Genomic DNA, 21506 nt, shown 5'->3' on the forward strand with positions numbered 1-21506 from the left:
GAGCGCCAAAAGGCGCTCTTTTTCAACTTACCCGATTCAACACCGCTCTTAATTTTAACGGTTTCACTGGTTTGGCGATAAAACTGAATCCATTAGATTGAATGGCGTCCAACATGTCGTCGGTCCGATCGGCACTGATAATCACCCCTTCAAAACTGTCACCCAATCTGAGTCGGCATTGCTGCAAAACTTCTAATCCCGTTCTGCCATGATCTAAGCGATAGTCGGAGAAAATCACTTCCGGTGCCCAATCGTTTTCGAGTGCTTTTAAGCTTTGGACCAGATCTTCTGCCACTTTCACGTCGCAGCCCCACCGCTCCAGTAGCTCTTGCATTCCTACTAAGATGTCCGCTTCGTTATCAACACAAAGAACCTTCATTCCAGCCACATCACTGGTATTGGCTGGTGCTGATATCGCTGCTTGAGGTTCAATTTGAGCACTTCGGTTTAATGCCACCGAAAAAACGGTGCCTTGCCCATGCCAAGAACGTAGAGAAATCTCGTGCCCAAGCACGCGAGCGATACCTTTTGCTATCGCAAGCCCTAACCCTAAGCCTTGATCGCTGTGCCCTACCTCTACGCGCGTAAACTCTTCAAAAATAGCGGCTTGTTTGTCTTCATGAATGCCAACACCATTGTCCCAAACCTCGATTCGAACTTGGTTACCCACTCGGCGAGCCCCCAGCAGTACCTTGCCTTTCGGGTTATAACGAAAAGCGTTGGTGAGGAAGTTTTGCAGCACTCGGCGCAATAATTTGGGATCAGATTCCGCCAGTAGATTGGAAGGCACCATTTTGAAATTGATACCTTGTTGTTTGGCTAACGCGCTGAACTCGGCATCCAAATTATCGAGCACATCATTTAAGGAAAATGCATGTACATTGGTTTCTAGTTTCCCCGACTCCAATCGAGAAATATCCAGCAAGTCGCCAATAAGTTCTTCCGCTGCGCCAAGTGCGCTCTCGATGTGGTGAGAGAACTTTTTCGTGTCGTCATCTTTGGCGGTCTCAGAAAGAGATGAAGCAAAAAGTCGCGCCGCATTCAACGGCTGCATCAAATCATGGCTGACCGCAGCAAGGAATCGGCTCTTGGAATGCGATTCTGATTCTGCACTTTGAGTAGCGGAGACCAAGCGCTTATTCAACCGTTCTAGCTCGATGGTTCGCTCATGCACGCGTGATTCCAGATTTTCGTTGGCTTCTTTCAACGCTTTTTCTGCTTCATGGAATACGGTGATATCGGTAAAACTCATCACAAAGCCACCGCCTGGCATTGGGTTACCTTGCACCTCTATAAAACGACCATCAGGCCGAATTCGAGAAGAGGTGTGCTTGGTTCCGCGTACGAGGTGCTCGACGCGTCGTTTTACATGATCTTCTGGGTCACCTGGACCACATAGCCCTTGTTGAGCATTGTGACGAATCACATCAGCAATGGGGCGACCGACCTGAATAAGCCCCGTAGGAAAATCGAACAACTCCAAATATCGCTGATTCCATGCCACCAACCTAAGCTGCTTATCCACCACGGTAATGCCTTGGCTAATATGTTCAATCGCGCCCTGCAGTAACCCTCGGCTAAAATCATACAACTCAGAAGCTTCATCGACGATGGTCGCAACTTCTTCTAACTGCATATTTCTGCCTTGAAGCGCAGAAGTAAGGACTAACTTAGCGGAAGAGGCACCAAACACACCAGCGAGCACCCGCTCAGTGTGGCGGATGAGGGCTGACGAAGCTTGCTGATTAGGTAACATGTCGCCACCTTGTTGGTTCCAGAAATTCCGAAATGCAGCACGGGCGCGGCTTCGCCCAACGAATCGAGACGCCAGCATCTCTAATTCTGCCACGGTCACTCGGCTTTGATACAAGCTGACATTTTCGCTTTCCGGCAACGGTGTTCCGACAAACGCTGCCGACTGTAAGCGCTCACTTAGGCTAGAGCGAGTAAATAGGGACACTGCGATATAAAAGAAAGTGTTCAGCAATACACTCAGAAACATACCCCAGTCCGACATAGACAGCGATAGGTTTGATAGCACATCCGGTGGCGTAACCACCCACAATAAAAAGTTACTGTCGGCGCTGCCTGCCAGCATCTCCGTTTGACTCATTAGGGTGATAAGCCACACGGTAAAGCCCGCAAATAAACCGACATAAACCCCTTTTCGATTGCCTTCTCGCCAATACATACCACCGATTAATGAAGGCGCAAATTGTGCGATTGCGGCAAACGAAAGCAACCCAATCACCGACAACGAACTGATGCTGCCAAGCACTTGATAAAATGCCCACGCTCCTGCCAATAGCAAAAGAATTAGCCCTCGGCGGATATTCAATAACATGCCAGAGAAGTGGGTATGGGTTCGCTCGGAAAGCTTCATTCGCCTTAGAATGAGCGGCAAAACTAAATCATTTGAGACCATGATGGCTAACGCGATCGTCGACACGATAACCATGCCCGACGCGGCAGACGTACCGCCCAAAAACGCCAGCAATGCTATGTTTTCTGCCCCCATGGAGAGAGGCAAGCTGATCACATAGGAGTCAGGCGAAACGCCTGTTAATAGCCCCTGTCCTGCCCATGCAATTGGCAAAACAAACAGCCCCATCAATACTAAGTAAATCGGAAACAGCCACCGCGCGGTGTAGAGATCTTTCGCTTTTTCGTTTTCTACCACCATCGTGTGAAACTGTCGTGGTAAACAAATAATGGCAGCCATGGTTAATATGGTGTGAATGACGAGCGTTGGAACATTCGGTGATTCGTAAGTTTCACTGGCAATCGCCATTAAGTCGAGCTCGGGCGTATGCAAAGCAACATAAGCAATAAAGCAACCCACAGTGAGAAAAGCCACCAGCTTTACGATGGACTCAAATGCGACGGCCATCATCATGCCACGGTGGTGCTCGGTATTGTCGATGTGCCTTGTTCCAAAGAGCATGGTGAACATAGCTAACGCCAACACCACAAACCAAGAAATATTGGCGTCTTGATACCCCAAATCTTCGGTTAAATTTGGCGCAACCAGCTCTAGCCCCATGGTAATACCACGGAGCTGAAGGGTGATATATGGCAGAATCCCCACCACAGCAATAATGGTGATCGTGACTGCCAAACCTTGCGATTTTCCATATCGAGCAGCGATAAAATCAGCAATAGATGTTATGTGTTCACGTTTAGCGATAAGGATTAGCCGTGCGAGCAAGCGCCAGCCGATGGTGAAGACGAGAATCGGAGCAACATAGATGGGAATGAAAGACCAAGGGTTACTGCTTGCTTGCCCTACCGTTCCGTAGAAAGTCCATGAGGTACAGTACACCGCAATCGACAAACTGTAGATCCAAGGACGCCAGCGTGACAGCCATTTCACACGGCGATCGCCATACCAAGCAATAAAAAACAACAGACCGAGATAGGTCAATGAAACGGGGATGACAATCCAACCTTGCATTAATAACTTTCCTTGTAACGCAAAAAACCAGAGCTATGCTCTGGTTTTCATTTAACGTTGTCTCATTTTTAATCTCAAACGGTTCGCTTTGAAATTGTGCTACCGCACTGATTTCTTCGAATCTACTCGTATAAAAATGGCAATGACACCCATCGCGGCCATCATCCAGAATACATTCTCGCCCCACTTCTCATAACCCCAACCACTGAGTGTTGTCATTAATGCTATGAATGCCCCGAGAGGAATTGCATTGTACAGCGCTTGTAAGGGTACCATTTTGTTTTGGCTCTGCTTTTGAATGAATTGAATAGCAGCAATATGTGCCATAGCAAATGTCACCCCATGGAGAAGTTGAACCATAATTAGTGCCCCAATATCCGTAGTGGATGCTGTCAGCCCCCATCGCACAAATACGCCCACAGACGCCACAACAAATAACAATCGCAGTGACCACCCCATGAACATGCGTTTACTGAACGCAAATACGGAAATTTCAGCAATTACCCCTAAACTCCAGAGATAACCAATGATATCTGCTGAAATACCCGAAGACTTCCAATGTAGCGAACTAAAGGCGTAGTAAGCGGCGTGGCTCCCTTGAATTAACGACGCTAAAACCAGAAAGCGAACCACGGACGAGTCTTTCAAAATCGCCGTCAGTTTTGGTCTTTCCTTGCTTTCTTCCGTTTCCGAAACAGGCATCACATCGGGGTTGCGCATCACCAATAGCATGGAAGCAGCAAACCCTGCCAATGCGGTATAAATAATGGCGCTCGCTCCGTATATCGCCACTAAATATCCCACGACTGTCGAACCCGCCACAAAAGCAATGGAGCCCCAAAGCCTTGTTCTTCCATAATCCAGTAACTTGAGGCGAGCGTAATAGTTCGCCATCGCATCGGTTAATGGAACCACAGGACCACAAGAGAGGTTAAATAGAATGGTTGCACCAGCCAGAAGCCAAAAGTCGCCCCCAACAAATAAGTGCGCAACAATGGCGAGCATCGATGCCAAAGTGAGCCAACGAAGGGCTGGGATTAGGTGTTCAACCTTGTGCAGACGTGGGGTAATCACCAAATTGGCAAAGCACCGACAAGCCAGCCCAAGCCCGATCAGCACACCAATGTCAGACGCTGAAATATCTTGTGAAGCAAACCAAATTGCCCAAAAAGGCAAATGGACGCCATAAGAGAAAAAGAAGCCGACAAAATACTGAGATATCCAGCCATATGGGGTACTGCGGAGCATTAAACACCTAATTGAATAAGGAACGGGGCGACATTATCCCAACTTCGCATCAAACTAAAAGAGAAAAATTTGAGAGATTTTTCTTCCCTGTTTAACGGAATACACCCAACAAAAATGAAGCGCTTTATTATCAAACACCTATCATTTTAACAACCTAGAACGACCCCCTTCGAAATCTCTGATTTCGCATTCAGCCAGATAGAATTTCCTCCGATTCAACTCAGTTCTCTGCACCCATTAGACCAAAGTCGTCTGGAGCTTATCCCACTTTTTACCAACACTATTGATAATGTCATTGTGTTAGAGCTGTTCAGCTATGCCGGATAAATTCAATATGAACGCCGCTCCTTTTGATCGGCTTTCAACGCAGGAACAAGAACGACTAAGAGCCTCTTTAGATGTTGCGTATTACCGCGAAAATGAAACCATACTTAAACCTGGTCAAACGGGGACAGCGTTACACATTCTGATAAAAGGTGGAGTAGAAGAGCGCTCAGGGGACGATCAAGAAATCTTCGCACATTATGCGAACGATGATTTATTTGATGTGCGCGCTCAGCTAGAAGGAACCGTTAAGCACAAGTACATCGCCTTAGAAGACACCTTAAGTTATTTGCTCCCAAGTGAAGTCTTTATCGAGCTGTACCAAACCAACCCAAAGTTTTCTGCCTATTTCGATTCCAACCTGTCGAAACGGCAAGAGCTGGTCGAAGCGGCACAGAAGCAGCAAAATCTTGGGGAGTTCATTCTCACGAAAGTCGATGACAGCATTTATCATCCGGTACTGATTCTTGATCACGATGAGCCACTCAATGCCGTAACGAAACTCATGAAAGAGCGCTCAATCGACAGTGCATTAGTGCGATTGGAAGAGCACGATCCGAGGCTTGCTGAATCTTCGACTCCTTACCCATTTGGCATTATTACGCGAACCAACATGCTGCATGCCGTCATGTTAGATGACCACCCACTGGATACGCCTGTAGGCACCATTGCAACCTTTCCTGTGTATTACATCGAAGATGGGGACTTCCTGTTTAATGCGATGATCACCATGACTCGTCAACGAATGAAGCGTGTTATGGTTTGCAATGGCAGTGAGCCCGTTGGCATGTTAGACATGACACAAATACTGTCTAGCTTCTCGACACACTCACACGTTTTATCTCTCAGCATTGCCCGTGCTCAAAGCATTGAAGAGCTCGCCCTGGCAGCCAATAGGCAGCGACATTTGGTTGAAAGCCTAATCAATAACGGCATTCGAACTCGCTTTATCATGGAGCTTATTTCCGCAGTCAACGAACAAATCATTGAGAAAGCCTTCCACCTTATCATTCCCTCCCCCATGCACGATAAATGCTGCCTGATCGTATTGGGCTCTGAAGGACGAGGGGAACAGGTACTCAAAACCGACCAAGACAATGCGCTGATATTACAAGATGGCGTTGAATGGGCAGAATGCCAAGAAGTCATGGAGCGATTTACGCATACTCTGCAGCAACTCGGCTACCCTCTTTGCCCCGGCAAAGTCATGGTGAATAACCCCGATTGGGTGCATAGCCAAAGTGATTGGCAACGCACTGTAACTCGATGGATCACAAAGGGGACGGCAGAGAACGTAATGAAACTTGCTATTCTCACCGATGCTCACGCTGTGGCGGGAAACCACGAGTTACTTACCCCCGTGGCACAGCATATCTCCGACAGCATGAAGAACAACATGCTCGTACTAATGGATTTTACTCGCCCAGCCTTGCAGTTTTCACTCCCTCTCACTCTGTTTGGGAATGTCAAAAAAAGCAAAGATGGGCTCGATATAAAAAGAGGTGGCATTTTTCCCATTGTGCACGGTATTCGCGCACTTTCGTTGGAATACGCTTTAATTGAAAAGAACACCTTTGACCGCATAGAAGCACTACAGAAAAAGCGGATTCTTGAGCCTGACACGGCTGACAACCTGACGGAAGCGCTCAAATTGTTCTTTAAATTACGTTTAGCGCAGCAGTTATCAGAGCATCACAGTGGTAACAATATAGAACTCAAATTACTGGACCGCTCTGAAAGGGATCTTCTCAGGCACAGCCTGCATGTTGTGAAAAAGTTCAAGCAATGGCTAGGCTATCATTATCAAATCCGTGACTAAGAGAACAACAAAGACAAAGAGGTCATATGAATAGATTGTTTCGCTGGTGGTGGCGCAGAAAATTAAAGGGAAACCCGTATCAATCACTATTTGATGCGCCCCATGAAACGGAATTTGTTTCTCTCGATTGTGAAACCACCAGCCTAGACCCTAACCGAGCCGAACTGGTCACTATTGCTGCCACAAAAATCATTGGCAACCGTATCATCACCAGCCAGCCATTCCATGTTCGTTTACGTGCACCTCAATCTCTTAATGCAGATTCCGTTTGTGTGCACAAAATCCGCCATAGTGACCTTGCAGGGGGAATGAATGAAAAAGACGCACTAGAGGCGTTAATTGCATTCATTGGCAACCGCCCTGTTGTGGGTTATCACATCCGTTATGACAAAACGATTCTTGATCTAGCCTGTAAGCGCCATTTGGGCTTTCCTCTTCCAAACCCTTTGTTGGAAGTCAGCCAGATCTATCACGAAAAGCTTGAGCGCCACCTACCTAATGCTTATTTTGATCTCAGCTTGGATGCCATCTGCAAGCACTTGGACCTACCCCCACAAGACAACAAACATGATGCTCTGCAAGACGCCATTTCGGCTGCATTAGTTTACGTTCGTCTCACTTATGGCGACCTACCTGCTCTGACCTCTGCTTATGTGCGTTAGCTTGCTCTGCAATTAAAGCGCTGATCCACCTCTCAATTTTCTAAGTAAGCCGCTGCTTATAAAGGCAAATGCCCCCTTATCATCCTAAAGTCTAATTGTAGAAAAACTGGGGGTAGCTGAGAGTTAATACCAACCGATTTCCATATCATTTCGGAAATAATGGAACTTGCTGAATTCACAAGGAGAGAGCAATGAGTGAAGCCCACGTTTATCCGGTCAAAGAAAATATTAAAGCTAAGACCCACGCTGATAACGACACTTATCTGGCGATGTACCAACAATCTGTCAGCGACCCAGAGGGCTTTTGGGGCGAACACGGAAAAATCGTAGATTGGATCAAACCTTACACCAACGTAAAACAAACCTCCTTCGATACTGGACACGTCGATATTCGCTGGTTTGAAGATGGAACACTCAACGTTTCTGCAAACTGTATCGACCGTCACCTCGCCGAGCGCGGCAATGAAGTTGCTATCATTTGGGAAGGGGATGACCCAGCCGATGATAAAACACTGACCTTTAATGAACTCCACAAAGAAGTCTGCCGTTTCTCTAACGCCCTGAAAGAGCAAGGCGTTAAGAAAGGTGATGTCGTTTGTTTATACATGCCAATGGTACCGGAAGCTGCCGTGGCAATGCTGGCTTGTACGCGTATTGGTGCGGTTCACACAGTCGTTTTTGGTGGTTTTTCTCCAGAAGCACTGGCAGGTCGTATTGTTGATTCCAACGCAAAAGTTGTTGTTACAGCAGACGAAGGGGTTCGTGGTGGTCGTGCGGTTCCATTGAAGAAAAATGTCGATGATGCATTGGCTAACCCTGAAGTCGACAGCATTTCAAAAGTACTGGTTCTAAAACGCACAGGTGGCGATGTTGCTTGGGATGAGCAGCGTGATGTTTGGTGGCACGAAGCAACCGCAGCGGTATCGGATGATTGCCCGCCAGAAGAAATGAACGCAGAAGACCCGCTTTTCATTCTTTACACTTCTGGTTCCACAGGTAAACCAAAAGGCGTTTTACACACCACAGGTGGTTACCTCGTCTACGCAACAATGACATTCAAGTACGTGTTCGATTACCAGCAAGGCGAAACCTTCTGGTGTACTGCAGACGTAGGTTGGATCACGGGTCACACTTACTTAATTTACGGGCCGCTTGCTAACGGTGCCAAAACTATCTTGTTTGAAGGTGTGCCTAACTACCCGAAAACAAACCGCATGAGCGAAGTAGTCGACAAACACAACGTCAACATTCTTTACACCGCACCAACGGCAATTCGCGCCTTAATGGCAAAAGGGAATGAAGCCGTTGAAGGTACAAACCGCAGCAGCTTGCGCATCATGGGTTCTGTTGGTGAACCGATTAACCCTGAAGCGTGGGAGTGGTACTACAAAACCATCGGTGATGAAAAATCACCTATCGTGGATACTTGGTGGCAAACAGAAACAGGCGGTATTTTGATTTCACCACTGCCTGGTGCAACCGCATTGAAGCCGGGCTCAGCGACTCGCCCATTCTTTGGCGTACAACCAGCACTTGTCGATAACGTAGGTAACATCATTGAAGGTGCCGCAGACGGTAACCTTGTGATTCTCGACTCTTGGCCAGGGCAAATGCGTACTGTTTATGGCGATCACGAGCGCTTTGAACAAACCTATTTCTCTACATTTAAAGGCATGTACTTCACCAGTGACGGTGCTCGCCGTGATGAAGATGGCTATTACTGGATCACTGGTCGTGTGGATGATGTGCTAAACGTTTCTGGTCACCGTATGGGTACTGCAGAAATTGAATCGGCGTTGGTTGCCTTCGATAAGATTGCCGAGGCGGCTATCGTTGGTGTTCCTCACGATATCAAAGGTCAGGCGATTTATGCCTACATCACCTTGAATGACGGTGAAATACCAAGTGCAGAACTTCACAAAGAAGTGAAGAACTGGGTACGCAAAGAGATTGGTCCTATCGCAACACCAGACGTATTGCACTGGACAGATTCTCTACCGAAAACGCGTTCGGGTAAAATCATGCGTCGAATTTTACGTAAAATCGCCACAGGCGATACCAGCAACTTGGGCGATACTTCGACACTTGCCGATCCAAGCGTGGTGAATAAGCTCATAGAAGAAAATCAGAACCTGTCTTAATCTGATTCAACCTAATTTCCACCTTTATTACTTCGCCAGGTCTTTTGACCTGGCTTTTTTATCTGAACTCCGTGTTAAGGAAAATTTTTCTGTAAAACGTCATATTAGAAAATGCCTTTCTCTTTATACGAAAAAGTCGTGCTACATTGAGAAATTACCACTCCTACTGATTGCATAGAATAGACGCTCTTTCTCAGTAACAGATAAAAGCAATGTCTAAACAATTACTTTGCACCATCACATTTGTCTCCGTTTGTTTGATATGGGGTACAACATGGATGGCGATGGAAATTGCGGTTGAAACCATCCCCCCGATTACCGCGACAGGCCTGCGGTTCCTGATTTCTGCCCCTTTATTAATCGCTGTGACACTGCTGATGAAAAAAGCCTTACTTTTCCCAAAGGGCAAACGAAAATTCATGGTGGCTGTCGCTGTATTTTACTTCGCGATTCCCTTTACCCTGATGATATTAGGCGAGCAATACATCTCTTCTGGGTTGGCCTCCATCATCTTTGCCAATATGCCAATCGCGGTTTTAGCCGTTTCTATGGTCAGCTTGTCATTGCGTCTTTCTGCTCACCAATTTTTTGGATTAGGCATGGCCGTCATCGCGTTGTGTTTGATTCTATCAGGCGAGCTGGAGATGGGTGACAGCAATGACAACGCAGGTATCCTAGCGCTCGTAAGCGCCGTGCTTATCCATGCCGTCATGTATGTGTTAACTCAAAAGTATGCAAAGGGAATCCATGTGCTTACCTATAACGCATTGCCTTCTGGTATCGCCGCGTTATTACTATTGGTTGTTGGACTGTTTATGGAACAGCCGGACGCACATTACTTCACCGCCGAATCGATGTATGCCGTGGTCTATCTAGGGCTTGTTGCAAGTGTCATTGGTATTGTTGCGTACTTCTCCCTCAATCAAATGACGGCACCCTTCACGGCTTCACTCTGTTTTCTCATATTCCCAGTAGTTGCGCTGCTTCTCGACGCGTGGATAAACGATAACCACCTATCAGAGCTGTCACAGCAACTGCTGCTGCCTTTACTCATTGGTATCGTCATTGCCAAAGTTCCACAACTTCCTACATGGTTGGTTTCTCGCTCAAACAAATAAGTTTTCCGGGCTCGCCACTACTGTCTCCTTGAAGGCGGGTCCGGATTCTTTATCTTCCTCACAAATTTCCTTATCTTTGACACAAAATTGTCGAGGTTTGACCAGTATTTTGCTGCTAATTGCGCTGAATTGTCTATAATCGACAGTTAATTTGAGCAAGACGGTAATTTAGACCTCTAAATTTAATTATCAGCTCACAAAATTTGGAATGTCGAATTTTAACCTCTAGTTAAAGGAAGATAACCTCACGATGGCTACAAAATCACGTATTCTGGTTCTAAACGGTCCTAATCTTAATCTTTTGGGTCTCCGTGAACCGGCACATTATGGCTCTAAAACGCTCTCTCAGATCATTGATGATTTAGAACACCAGGCGGTTTCGCTTGATGTAGAAATCCAGCATCTGCAATCCAATCGTGAATACGAACTGATTGAAGCCATTCATGCTGCCATGGGAAATGTGGATTTCATTGTTATCAATCCAGCAGCGTTTACCCATACTAGTGTCGCTCTACGTGACGCGTTATTGGGCGTCGACATTCCGTTCATTGAAGTGCACCTATCTAACGTTCACGCACGTGAACCTTTCCGCCATCATTCTTACCTATCGGATAAAGCCGTCGGGGTAATTTGTGGCTTGGGTGCCCAAGGCTACCAATTCGCATTGGCTGCAGCGGTAAGTCACTTGCAGTCAAATGGGTAATACCAGCAGTCAAATAAGTAATACATGACACAGAACACTCTCGAAACTTGAGAGTCACCTAATTTGAGAAAGAGAAAATAAGATGGATATTCGTAAAATTAAGAAGCTGATTGAGTTAGTGGAAGAATCTGGCATCGCAGAGCTTGAAATCTCTGAGGGTGAAGAGTCAGTACGAATCAGTCGTTCAGGTCCTGCTCCTATCGCGGCGCCTATTCAATACGCAGCAGCGCCTGTCGCTCCAGCGGCAGCAGCACCTGTAGCTGCACCTGCGACACCAGCAGCAGAAGCTCCAGCTGAAGCTGTACCGGCTGGACACCATGTTCTTTCTCCAATGGTCGGTACTTTCTACCGCTCTCCAAGCCCAGAATCAAAATCATTTATCGAAATCGGTCAAAGCGTTAAAGCTGGCGAGACGCTTTGCATTGTTGAAGCAATGAAAATGATGAACCAAATTGAAGCGGACAAATCTGGCGTAGTTACAGCCATTCTAGTGGAAGACGGTCAACCTGTTGAGTTTGACCAACCACTCGTTATCATCGAATAACTGAGGCTGATTATATGCTAGATAAATTAGTCATCGCGAACCGAGGTGAAATTGCACTTCGTATCCTTCGCGCATGTAAAGAGCTGGGTATTAAAACGGTAGCTGTTCACTCAACCGCTGACCGTGACCTTAAACACGTACTACTGGCAGACGAATCCATTTGTATCGGTCCTGCTCGTGGTATCGACAGCTACCTGAATATTCCAAGAATTATTTCTGCTGCGGAAGTCACTGGTGCTATCGCTATTCACCCTGGCTACGGTTTCCTATCTGAAAACGCAGACTTTGCAGAGCAAGTTGAACGCAGCGGTTTCATTTTCGTCGGTCCTAAAGCCGAAACCATCCGCATAATGGGTGACAAAGTTTCCGCTATCACTGCGATGAAAAAAGCAGGCGTTCCATGCGTACCTGGGTCAGACGGTCCGCTAGATGACGACGGCAGCAAAAACAAAGCGCACGCGAAACGCATTGGCTACCCTGTGATCATAAAAGCCTCTGGTGGTGGTGGTGGTCGTGGTATGCGTGTGGTTCGTAGCGAAGAAGAATTGATTGAAGCGATTGCAATGACTCGTGCGGAAGCAAAAGCAGCGTTCAACAACGACATCGTTTACATGGAGAAATTCCTAGAAAACCCACGTCACGTTGAAGTTCAGATCATTGCAGACGGTCAGGGTGGTGCAATCCACCTAGGCGAACGTGATTGCTCAATGCAGCGTCGTCACCAAAAAGTAGTGGAAGAAGCACCAGCACCGGGCATTACTGCAGAAATGCGTAAATACATCGGTGAGCGTTGTACGCGTGCTTGTTTGGAAATTGGCTATCGCGGTGCAGGTACATTTGAGTTCCTATACGAAAACGGCGAATTCTACTTCATCGAAATGAACACTCGTATTCAGGTAGAGCACCCAGTTACTGAAATGGTGACAGGCGTAGACCTCATCAAAGAGCAACTTCGTGTTGCCGCTGGTCAACCGCTTTCTTACACTCAAGACGACATTAAGATCAGCGGTCATGCGGTTGAATGCCGAATCAATGCCGAAGATCCAGAGCGCTTCTTGCCTTCTCCAGGTAAGGTAGAACGTTTCCATGCACCTGGCGGTATGGGCGTACGTTGGGAATCACACATCTACACAGGCTACACAGTACCTCCTCATTACGATTCAATGATTGGTAAACTGATCACCTTTGGTGAAAACCGTGATGTTGCGATTGCTCGTATGAAAAACGCATTGGGTGAAATGATCGTTGAAGGCATCAAAACCAATGTGTCTCTGCAAGAAATGATCATGAATGATGAGAACTTCCAACACGGTGGTGCAAACATCCACTACCTTGAGAAGAAACTCGGTCTTCAGTAAGCGTTTACGCCGATAAAGACAAACCGCACTCCCCGCACTTGAGAAAGTGTCGGGGAGTGTTTTTTTTGTCCAAATCAGCTAGACTCCTCCACCAATTTCAATATGACAAAAAGGTGCACTCCATGCCCTGGATTCAAATCAAACTCAATGCGAGCGACAAGAACGCGGAACAAATCGGCGATATGCTGATGGAAAACACAGGCGCATTATCCGTTACCTTTTTAGACGCCAAAGATACTCCTGTGTTCGAGCCGCTTCCGGGGGAAACTCGCTTATGGGGTGAAACGGACGTTGTCGCACTGTACGATGCTGAAACCGATACTAAACAAGTCTTAAATCAAATTGCAGATAGCGGTCTGTTAGAAGATGGTTTTGCGCACAAAGTCGAGCAACTTGAAGACAAAGACTGGGAGCGCGAATGGATGGAGAATTTCCACCCAATGCAATTTGGCAAGCGTTTGTGGATTTGCCCAAGCTGGCGAGATATCCCGGATCCAAACGCCGTTAACGTTATGCTCGATCCAGGTTTAGCTTTCGGTACCGGTACGCACCCAACGACTTCGCTCTGCCTTGAATGGCTTGAAGGAATTGAGCTCGAAGGTAAAACCGTGATCGATTTTGGTTGTGGCTCTGGCATTCTGGCTATCGCTGCAATCAAACTGGGCGCAAGTAAAGTCATTGGGATTGATATCGATCCGCAGGCTATTCAAGCTTCCAGAGCAAATGCAGAACGAAATGGCGTAGCGGACCAGCTCGAATTGTTTCTGCCACAAGATCAGCCTGACAACCTTATTGCGGACGTTGTGGTTGCCAATATTCTTGCAGGACCACTGCGTGAGCTCTCTGGTGTTATTAAAGGGTTGCTTAAACCTGAAGGCATGCTCGCAATGTCTGGTGTGTTAGATACACAAGCAGAAGACGTAGCAAATTACTACCGAGACGAACTGAACATCGATCCGATTATTGAACAATCAGAATGGTGCCGAATCTCGGGCAAGAAAAATGCCTAAAAGCAAGAGAAAGTAAGCGCTTCTATTCTAATTGACTGAAATTTAGGCATTTTAAAAAACAAATTGTAAATGCTCAAAAATTAAGCTTTTCTCTTTGCAAAAAAATGCGTAAAATGCGCGCCCTTGCTGGTATAGAACTGAATGCTGTTTTGAAGATCGGAAACTATCAACTTAAGAACAATCTTATCGTCGCTCCTATGGCAGGAGTCACCGATAGACCCTTTCGAGAGTTATGTCTACGATACGGCGCGGGCTTGGCTGTCAGTGAAATGATGTCGTCAAACCCCAAAGTATGGAAAACAGCTAAATCCCAACAACGCATGGTACATGAAGGCGAATCGGGCATTCGCTCCGTACAGATTGCAGGGGCAGATCCCCAGCAGATGGCAGAAGCCGCTCAATATAATGTTGATAATGGTGCACAAATTATCGATATCAATATGGGTTGCCCTGCTAAGAAAGTAAACAAGAAGCTTGCCGGCTCAGCATTACTTCAGCATCCGGACATTGTCGAAAAGATACTGACCGCTGTCGTAAATGCCGTTGATGTTCCCGTGACATTGAAAACCCGTACAGGCTGGAATACAGACAATAAGAACTGTGTTCAAATTGCTAAAATGGCCGAAGACTGCGGCATACAAGCTCTTGCTCTACATGGGCGAACTCGGGCTTGTATGTACAAAGGCGAGGCGGAATATGAAAGCATCAAAGCGGCTAAACAGGCGGTTTCCATACCGGTTATTGCTAACGGTGATATCGATAGCCCGGAAAAAGCCAAATTCGTACTGGAATACACTGGTGCGGACGCTTTGATGATAGGTCGCCCTGCCCAGGGTCGACCGTGGATTTTTCAGGAAATCCACCACTATTTGGAAAACGGCAGCACGATGGCTTCCCTTCCAGTATTGGAAGTGAAAGACATTATGCTTGGTCATGTGAAGGCACTTCATGAGTTTTATGGGGAGTTTTTAGGTCCTAGAATCGCGCGTAAGCACGTTGGCTGGTACTTAAAAGAACATGAGCAAGCAAGTGAGTTTCGCCGTACCTTCAACGCTATAGAAGCGGCTCCGCTGCAACTGGACGCGCTAGAAGGTTATTTTGATAACGTTGCATCATAATTACAGAAAAGAGCTAGACCGAATATGTTCGAACAAAATCTGACTTCCGAAGCATTGACAGTAACTACAGTGACCTCACAAGACCAGATCACTCAAAAGCCATTACGTGACTCAGTAAAAGCGTCTCTTAAAAACTACCTTGCTCAACTTAATGGCCAGGAAGTCAACGACCTGTACGAACTAGTATTGGCAGAAGTAGAGCAGCCACTACTAGACACCATCATGCAATACACTCGTGGTAACCAAACACGCGCAGCAACTATGATGGGTATCAACCGCGGTACGCTTCGTAAGAAACTTAAAAAATACGGCATGAACTAATCACAGATCAGTTTTCTACCGAATTTTAAAGCCCTGACTACTTGGTCAGGGCTTTTTTATTGGAATCCAAATCTCGCACTCACTTCTTGCTCTCATTCACATAAAGCCCAATAAAATTACTGTACAGCTCAAAAGCGCATTTTCCTTCATAAGCAAACACTTAACTTCCATCCTAAAGCAGCATGAATTAATTCGTTTTGTGCGTCTTTGGTCGAATTTATCTATCTAGCTCACCTTTTTATAATCAATTAAAGGCTAACTTTAATTTGGTACACGTCGTCGACGTGTAACGAACACGATGTAGCTTAAAAAAATAAAAATAACGCCTCGTAAACGAATCACTAAACAAAGGATTGTCGATATGAATGGAATTAGCTTGCGCTCCGTGTCCATCAAATCACGGCTGTACATTATGACGCTTACTATTGCGTTACTTATGCTCGCCCCACTTGCCTACATAAAATACGCTTACTTCGGTGATCTTCTCACCGCTAAACAAGTAAAAACTCGCCATTTGGTTGAGACAGCGCACAGTGTCATTAATCATTTTTACCAACTCGAAAAAAATGGAACTCTTACTAAAGTAGAAGCACAGACCCAAGCTAAGGCTGCACTAAATGGTCTGCGGTACGAGAAAAATGATTACTTCTGGGTAAACGACACCCGCCCCTATATGGTTAATCACCCTATTAAACCTCAACTTAATGGTAAGGACTTGTCCGGTGTAAAAGATCCCACAGGAAAATCACTTTTCATTGAATTCGTTAACGAAGTTAAACGAAACAACGGCGGTGGGTTCGTCAATTACATGTGGCCAAAGCCTGGTTCGGAAGTCGATGTAGAAAAAGTGTCTTATGTAAAACTCCATGAACCATGGGGGTGGATTGTTGGAAGTGGGGTATACATTGATGATGTAGATGCGCTGTTTTGGGAGCGAGCCCAGTCAATCATTATGATTATAATTGCCTGCTTGATTACTATGGCTCTTATTGCCACTTGGTTTGGCTACAGCATTACCAAACCTTGTGTTGACACCGAAGAAGCACTTAATGATATCGCCGAAGGAGATGGCGACCTCACCAAAGACTTACCTTCGAATGGAAAGGATGAACTCAGCCACATCGCTGCGGCATTTAACCTATTTACCAACAAAATACGCTCTATTGTCACCGACATGATTCCTGTAAGTGAAGGCATTACTAGCGCCGCAACACAACTTAACCAAGTAGCGTCAGATGCGTCAATGAAGGCGGGTGAACAACATCAATCCGTCGATACAGTTGCCTCTGCGATGAATGAGCTCCACGCCAGTAACCAAGAAGTCGCTACGTCAGCCTCTTCTGCCGCAGATGCTGCACAACAAGCTGCACAATTGGGTGAGCAAGGGGTTAGTGTTATCGATAGTGCGACGAGCCATATGAGCTCACTGTCCGACCTACTGACAGAAACGGAAAAAAGTACCCTTCAACTTGCTCAGGATTCTGAAACGGTGAGTACGGTATTGGATGTTATTCGGGGTATTGCTGAGCAAACTAACTTATTGGCACTCAACGCAGCTATTGAAGCCGCTCGTGCTGGGGAGCAAGGACGAGGCTTTGCGGTTGTGGCCGATGAAGTGCGTACCTTAGCAACTCGGACGCAAGCAAGTACTGATGAGATAGAACAAATTGTAGGTAACCTACAAGCTAGAGCAAAAACGGTTACCTCTGCAATGGAGAAAACACAAGTCCAATCCAATGCCACCCACGGACAAGCTAAGGAAGCACGAGAAACACTGGCCGAAATTGGGCAACAAATCAGCCATATCTTGGATCTTAACCAGCAAATAGCCGATTCAAGCGCTCAGCAAACTCTTGCTACCGAAGAGATCAGTAAAAATTTGGTCATCATTTCAGAAAACAGCGATCAGTCGGCAGCCCAAGCAACGCAAGTTGCACAGGCAAGTGAAGTATTGCTTAGTAATGGGCAAAACCTCCAAAAGATAATCCATCACTTCAAGGTTTAATCATTCAAGGTGTGGTTGGATAAACACACTAAAACGCCACATCGAGTGGCGTTTTTTGTTGTCTATCACACACTAGAAACCGCGCTTCATTTTCCTCACCTTTCGTGATTAATATCAATTTAAATTCATACCATATAAATGAGAATGATTATCGAAAACATTTAGTCACTGATGGAGAATCCCATGAAAGCCGCTGTGGTGAATGAGTTTAAAGGACCGCTGGTCATTAAAGATATTCCGCTGCCAAACGTAAAGGCACGTGATGTGTTAGTTAAGATCCACGCTTGTGGCGTATGCCACACCGATTTACACGCCTGTCATGGTGATTGGCCTGTGAAGCCTAAAATGCCATTGGTCCCCGGACATGAAGGCGTAGGTGAAGTTGTCGAAGTCGGCAGTGAGATCCACCACTTAAAAGTGGGGGATCGCGTTGGAATCCCGTGGCTCTATAGTGCTTGTGGTCATTGTGATTACTGCTTAGAAGGTCAAGAAACCCTTTGTCTCGATCAGCATAATGCTGGCTACTCTGTCGATGGCGGATATGCTGAATACTGCCTCGCGAATGGCGAATATGCGATTAAAATCCCTGACGGTCTCAACTACGTCGATGCCGCGCCTTTATTCTGTGCAGGCGTAACCACCTACAAAGCCTTGAAAGTCACCAGTGTAAAACCTGGGCAATGGGTCGCGATTATTGGTGCAGGTGGCTTAGGTCACTTGGCGATTCAATACGCAGTAGCAATGGGTATGAATGTCATCGCTGTGGATACGGGAGATGAGAAGCTGGCGCTGGCAAAGGAACTCGGTGCCACTCATTGTATCGATTTCATGAAGCAGAAGCCTTCTGAAGTCATTCAAGATCTGGTTGGTGGAGTACATGGTGTTGTCTGCACCGCAGTATCCAAGCCTGCGTTCCAAGAAGCATACAGAGCCATCCGACGAGGCGGTTCATGTGTATTGGTTGGGTTGCCTCCTGAAGACATGCCTATCCCTATTTTTGATACCGTCTTGAATGGTGTGAAGGTGATTGGCTCTATTGTTGGTACGCGAAAAGATCTGCAAGAATGTCTGCAATTTGCGGCTGATGGTAAAGTGAAAGCCATCACGGAAGTAAAGCAGCTTGAAGACATCAATGACATCTTTGCTGATATGGAAAAAGGCGAAATTACCGGTCGAATCGTGATGGAGTTTGCGTAACTCTCCTTCACCCAAGCACAGTAATTCTCAACTGCAGATACACGATGGGCAGCTCTAAAGCTGCCCATTTTTATTCATCATTAACCGGTAGCCACTTTCTTTAAGCAACGTAACTTATTGTCGCTCATCACAGCAAACTCCACGACCATGCACTTTTTCTCCTGCCAATGCCTCAAGAATTGAACAATGGCTAGCATCGTCATCGACGTGCCCACAGCACGCATCATTGATTTTCTTCAATGCTCGACGAATTCGTGTTAAGTCATGAATTTTTTCATCGATAAGGGTCAGTTTCGCCGACGTGATCGACTTAACTTCAGCACAACTGTGTTCTGTCGCTTCTAACTTAATATCTAAAAGTTCACGAATTTCATCCAAACTCAACCCAAGAGACTTAGATTTGAGGATAAACTGAACCTGTTTTTGATTTTCTTCATCATAAAGCCGGTAGCCGGACTCGCTTCGCCCAGCTGGCGATATCAATTTATTCTTTTCGTAGAAGCGTAACGTGTCAGTGCTGACTTCGCACCTTTTAGCTAACTCACCAATCTGAAACATGTTTTTTTAACCTTATTGTTACGATTTTGGTGTCAAAAACGGATTTTCCTAATTATTTTTGTGACGCCAAACGATTGCGCGAGCTTTTTTGTAATAATTTAGTTAGAATACGCGCCATCAAATTTCGAGTTGAAATGAATACATCGACCAATCAAAGGTCTTTACCAAAACTGGCCAATATCTTTGCTCACATGTCTCTAATAATAATGGCATGACCTAAGGAATGATAATTCTATTTATCCTTAATGAGCGTAAGAACAAGTACATTTTTGGCAAATATCTTTAATCTAACTACTCTGTGAATTTGAGGAAGATGGAAGCAATGAATAACGCTCGTCCTATTCGCCGCGCTCTTATCAGCGTATCAGACAAAACTGGTATCGTTGAGTTTGCAAAATCTCTTGCCGACCGCGGTGTTGATATCCTGTCTACTGGTGGCACAGCCCGCCTTCTTGCCGAACAAGGCATCTCTGTAACCGAAGTATCCGATTACACTGGATTCCCTGAGATGATGGACGGTCGCGTTAAAACGCTTCATCCTAAAGTTCACGGTGGTGTTCTTGGTCGTCGCGGTCAAGACGATGCCATCATGGAAACACACGGTATTAACCCTATCGATATGGTCGTGGTTAACCTATACCCGTTTGCAGAAACTGTTGCTAAAGAAGGTTGTACGCTGGCTGACGCTGTTGAGAACATCGATATCGGTGGTCCAACAATGGTTCGCTCTGCAGCGAAAAACCACAAAGACGTCACTATCGTTGTGAACGCACACGACTACAACCGTGTTATCGCTGAAATGGACGCTAACGAGAAATCTCTAACATTAGAGACTCGCTTCGACCTTGCTATCGCAGCATTCGAACACACAGCCTCTTACGACGGCATGATCGCCAACTACTTCGGCACTATGGTTCCTAGCTACGGCGAGAACAAAGAAGGTGATGAAGAGAGCAAATTCCCTCGCACGTTCAACCAACAGTTCGAGAAAAAGCAAGACATGCGCTACGGTGAGAACAGCCACCAAGCAGCGGCATTCTATGTTGAAGCAAACCCTGAAGAAGCATCAGTGTCGACTGCTCACCAAATTCAAGGTAAAGCGCTTTCTTACAACAACATTGCTGACACTGACGCAGCACTTGAGTGTGTGAAAGAGTTCGACGAGCCAGCATGTGTCATCGTTAAGCACGCTAACCCATGTGGTGTAGCACTAGGTGAAAACATCCTAGAAGCTTACGACCGCGCATTCAAAACAGACCCAACGTCTGCATTTGGCGGCATCATCGCATTCAACCGTGAACTAGATGCAGCAACAGCAACCGCTATCACTGAGCGCCAATTTGTTGAAGTTATCATTGCACCTTCTGTTTCTGCTGAAGCAGTAGAAATCGTAGCGGCTAAGAAAAACCTTCGCCTACTTGAGTGTGGTGAGTGGACAACTAAGACGACTGGCTTTGACGTGAAACGCGTTAACGGCGGCCTGTTAGTTCAAGACCGTGACCAAGGCATGGTTGAAGCGTCTGACCTTAAAGTGGTTTCTAAACGCCAACCAACAGAAGAAGAGCTAAAAGACGCGCTATTCTGCTGGAAAGTTGCGAAATACGTGAAATCTAACGCGATCGTTTATTCGAAAGGTGACATGACTATCGGTGTAGGCGCAGGTCAAATGAGCCGCGTTTACTCTGCGAAAATCGCAGGCATCAAAGCCGCAGACGAAGGCCTACAGGTTGAAGGCTGCGTTATGGCATCTGACGCATTCTTCCCATTCCGTGATGGCATCGATGCCGCGGCAGAAGCGGGCATCAAATGCGTGATTCAGCCAGGTGGCTCTATGCGTGATGACGAAGTTATTGCAGCTGCAGACGAACACGGCATGGCGATGATCTTTACTGGCATGCGTCACTTCCGCCACTAATTTCCTCTTCG

The 21506-nt window shown here is 46.3% G+C and carries 16 protein-coding genes and 1 pseudogene; 14 read left to right on the top strand and 3 right to left on the bottom strand.

What is annotated here, in order from left to right; all coding sequences use genetic code 11:
• Positions 1–22: 22 nt before the first annotated feature.
• Both CW749_RS20335 and CW749_RS20340 read right to left on the bottom strand, forming a co-directional pair.
• Entirely contained in the window at positions 23–3454 is a 3432-nt protein-coding gene (locus CW749_RS20335; protein ID WP_101114209.1) for a PAS-domain containing protein, read from the bottom strand.
• 99 nt (positions 3455–3553) lie between these two features.
• Positions 3554–4702: a 3-phenylpropionate MFS transporter gene (locus CW749_RS20340; protein WP_101114211.1), complete on the bottom strand. Its 1149-nt coding sequence runs from the start codon at positions 4700–4702 to the stop codon at positions 3554–3556.
• Positions 4703–5018: 316 nt separating this feature from the next.
• Between CW749_RS20340 and CW749_RS20345 the strand changes: the two genes are divergently transcribed.
• The 12 genes from CW749_RS20345 (at position 5019) to adhP (ending at position 19022) form a co-directional block, all read left to right on the top strand.
• Positions 5019–6845 carry a DUF294 nucleotidyltransferase-like domain-containing protein gene (locus CW749_RS20345; RefSeq protein WP_101114213.1) on the top strand — a complete coding sequence of 609 codons (1827 nt, stop codon included), beginning with the start codon at positions 5019–5021 and terminating at the stop codon, positions 6843–6845.
• A gap of 26 nt (positions 6846–6871) precedes the next feature.
• Positions 6872–7507 carry a 3'-5' exonuclease gene (locus tag CW749_RS20350; protein WP_101114215.1) on the top strand — a complete coding sequence of 212 codons (636 nt, stop codon included), beginning with the start codon at positions 6872–6874 and terminating at the stop codon, positions 7505–7507.
• Positions 7508–7698: 191 nt separating this feature from the next.
• A complete protein-coding gene (gene acs, locus CW749_RS20355) occupies positions 7699–9648 on the top strand; it encodes an acetate--CoA ligase (RefSeq protein WP_101114217.1) in 1950 nt (649 codons plus the stop codon).
• A gap of 212 nt (positions 9649–9860) precedes the next feature.
• Positions 9861–10766 (top strand): DMT family transporter, encoded by a 906-nt coding sequence (locus CW749_RS20360; RefSeq protein ID WP_101114218.1) that lies wholly within the window; start codon positions 9861–9863, stop codon positions 10764–10766.
• A 250-nt stretch (positions 10767–11016) separates the two neighbouring features.
• The gene (aroQ, locus tag CW749_RS20365) at positions 11017–11469 is read left to right on the top strand and encodes a type II 3-dehydroquinate dehydratase (protein WP_101114220.1); all 453 of its coding nucleotides are present in this window, start codon (positions 11017–11019) and stop codon (positions 11467–11469) included.
• 82 nt (positions 11470–11551) lie between these two features.
• Positions 11552–12013, top strand: a complete 462-nt coding sequence (accB, locus tag CW749_RS20370; RefSeq protein ID WP_101114222.1) for an acetyl-CoA carboxylase biotin carboxyl carrier protein — start codon at positions 11552–11554, stop codon at positions 12011–12013.
• Positions 12014–12027: 14 nt separating this feature from the next.
• Positions 12028–13371 carry an acetyl-CoA carboxylase biotin carboxylase subunit gene (gene accC / locus CW749_RS20375; RefSeq protein ID WP_101114224.1) on the top strand — a complete coding sequence of 448 codons (1344 nt, stop codon included), beginning with the start codon at positions 12028–12030 and terminating at the stop codon, positions 13369–13371.
• 122 nt (positions 13372–13493) lie between these two features.
• Complete coding sequence (gene prmA, locus CW749_RS20380) at positions 13494–14381, top strand: 50S ribosomal protein L11 methyltransferase (RefSeq protein WP_101114226.1); 888 nt, start codon at positions 13494–13496, stop codon at positions 14379–14381.
• Positions 14382–14530: 149 nt separating this feature from the next.
• Positions 14531–15499 carry a tRNA dihydrouridine synthase DusB gene (gene dusB, locus CW749_RS20385; RefSeq protein ID WP_180958458.1) on the top strand — a complete coding sequence of 323 codons (969 nt, stop codon included), beginning with the start codon at positions 14531–14533 and terminating at the stop codon, positions 15497–15499.
• A gap of 24 nt (positions 15500–15523) precedes the next feature.
• Complete coding sequence (fis, locus tag CW749_RS20390; protein ID WP_002542007.1) at positions 15524–15820, top strand: DNA-binding transcriptional regulator Fis; 297 nt, start codon at positions 15524–15526, stop codon at positions 15818–15820.
• A 361-nt stretch (positions 15821–16181) separates the two neighbouring features.
• Positions 16182–17825, top strand: coding sequence for a methyl-accepting chemotaxis protein (locus CW749_RS20395; RefSeq protein WP_101114230.1), 1644 nt, complete (start codon positions 16182–16184; stop codon positions 17823–17825).
• 183 nt (positions 17826–18008) lie between these two features.
• Complete coding sequence (gene adhP / locus CW749_RS20400; protein WP_101114232.1) at positions 18009–19022, top strand: alcohol dehydrogenase AdhP; 1014 nt, start codon at positions 18009–18011, stop codon at positions 19020–19022.
• Between the two features lie 114 nt (positions 19023–19136).
• On the opposite strand, the gene zntR is transcribed toward adhP, so the two are convergent.
• Positions 19137–19580, bottom strand: a complete 444-nt coding sequence (zntR, locus tag CW749_RS20405; RefSeq protein ID WP_101114234.1) for a Zn(2+)-responsive transcriptional regulator — start codon at positions 19578–19580, stop codon at positions 19137–19139.
• Positions 19581–19606: 26 nt separating this feature from the next.
• Here zntR and CW749_RS28595 point away from each other — a divergent pair.
• Positions 19607–19702: pseudogene (locus CW749_RS28595) on the top strand (phosphoribosylamine--glycine ligase); the annotation flags it as partial.
• A gap of 200 nt (positions 19703–19902) precedes the next feature.
• Positions 19903–21495, top strand: coding sequence for a bifunctional phosphoribosylaminoimidazolecarboxamide formyltransferase/IMP cyclohydrolase (gene purH / locus CW749_RS20410; RefSeq protein WP_101114269.1), 1593 nt, complete (start codon positions 19903–19905; stop codon positions 21493–21495).
• Positions 21496–21506: the final 11 nt, after the last annotated feature.

Origin of the sequence: Vibrio sp. vnigr-6D03, from assembly GCF_002835515.1 — a bacterium.
GTDB classification, from domain to species: domain Bacteria; phylum Pseudomonadota; class Gammaproteobacteria; order Enterobacterales; family Vibrionaceae; genus Vibrio; species Vibrio penaeicida.

Coding starts and splice junctions, on each gene's coding strand:
- CW749_RS20340 (WP_101114211.1), bottom strand. CDS start 4,702: ATGCTCCGCAGTACCCCATATGGCTGGATATCTCAGTATTTTGTCGGC.
- prmA (WP_101114226.1), top strand. CDS start 13,494: ATGCCCTGGATTCAAATCAAACTCAATGCGAGCGACAAGAACGCGGAA.
- adhP (WP_101114232.1), top strand. CDS start 18,009: ATGAAAGCCGCTGTGGTGAATGAGTTTAAAGGACCGCTGGTCATTAAA.
- accC (WP_101114224.1), top strand. CDS start 12,028: ATGCTAGATAAATTAGTCATCGCGAACCGAGGTGAAATTGCACTTCGT.
- accB (WP_101114222.1), top strand. CDS start 11,552: ATGGATATTCGTAAAATTAAGAAGCTGATTGAGTTAGTGGAAGAATCT.
- CW749_RS20335 (WP_101114209.1), bottom strand. CDS start 3,454: ATGCAAGGTTGGATTGTCATCCCCGTTTCATTGACCTATCTCGGTCTG.
- CW749_RS20350 (WP_101114215.1), top strand. CDS start 6,872: ATGAATAGATTGTTTCGCTGGTGGTGGCGCAGAAAATTAAAGGGAAAC.
- zntR (WP_101114234.1), bottom strand. CDS start 19,580: ATGTTTCAGATTGGTGAGTTAGCTAAAAGGTGCGAAGTCAGCACTGAC.
- purH (WP_101114269.1), top strand. CDS start 19,903: ATGAATAACGCTCGTCCTATTCGCCGCGCTCTTATCAGCGTATCAGAC.
- aroQ (WP_101114220.1), top strand. CDS start 11,017: ATGGCTACAAAATCACGTATTCTGGTTCTAAACGGTCCTAATCTTAAT.
- acs (WP_101114217.1), top strand. CDS start 7,699: ATGAGTGAAGCCCACGTTTATCCGGTCAAAGAAAATATTAAAGCTAAG.
- CW749_RS20395 (WP_101114230.1), top strand. CDS start 16,182: ATGAATGGAATTAGCTTGCGCTCCGTGTCCATCAAATCACGGCTGTAC.
- CW749_RS20360 (WP_101114218.1), top strand. CDS start 9,861: ATGTCTAAACAATTACTTTGCACCATCACATTTGTCTCCGTTTGTTTG.
- CW749_RS20345 (WP_101114213.1), top strand. CDS start 5,019: ATGCCGGATAAATTCAATATGAACGCCGCTCCTTTTGATCGGCTTTCA.
- fis (WP_002542007.1), top strand. CDS start 15,524: ATGTTCGAACAAAATCTGACTTCCGAAGCATTGACAGTAACTACAGTG.